General features: G+C 44.4%; 1 protein-coding gene. It reads right to left on the bottom strand.

Annotated features, from left to right (window positions below; genetic code table 11):
* The coding region (locus AB4503_RS25555) for a transposase (protein WP_372115929.1) at window positions 1-372 on the bottom strand (372 nt) is incomplete at both ends.

The following is a 372-nucleotide window of genomic DNA, read 5'->3' as shown; positions in this document are numbered from 1 at the left end:
TGTATTTGCTGTGATTGTTTAGGGTGTTTGGAACGAGAAGTTATCCAAGAAAAACCCATGTGGTCGAGGAGATAATAGATGGAATTAGGGTGGTAGTGCTTGTCAAAGTGTTTAACGATGTAGTCATGTATATCGCTTCCAACAAGGCGGCCACCAGAAGGTGATTCAGCTTCTTTTTTTATGAAGGCACTGAGTTGAGCCCGCTGCTCATCGGTGAGGTATGCAGGCCTACCAGTCCGAGGTTTTTCTTGAAGTCCTTCTAGGCCTTCTTCAAAAAAAATCCGAACCCATTTATTGACACTGGTTCGACTGACTTTGAGAGATTTTGCAATTTGTGTACGAGAGAGGCCGTCTTTAAAGTGTGCGAGCGCA

The sequence above is a fragment of the Vibrio sp. 10N.222.55.B11 genome (genome assembly GCF_041473705.1).
Taxonomy (GTDB): Bacteria; Pseudomonadota; Gammaproteobacteria; order Enterobacterales; family Vibrionaceae; genus Vibrio; species Vibrio crassostreae_C.
The sequence above is the reverse complement of the archived record's forward strand: the minus strand, read 5'-3'. Positions and strand labels throughout refer to the sequence as shown.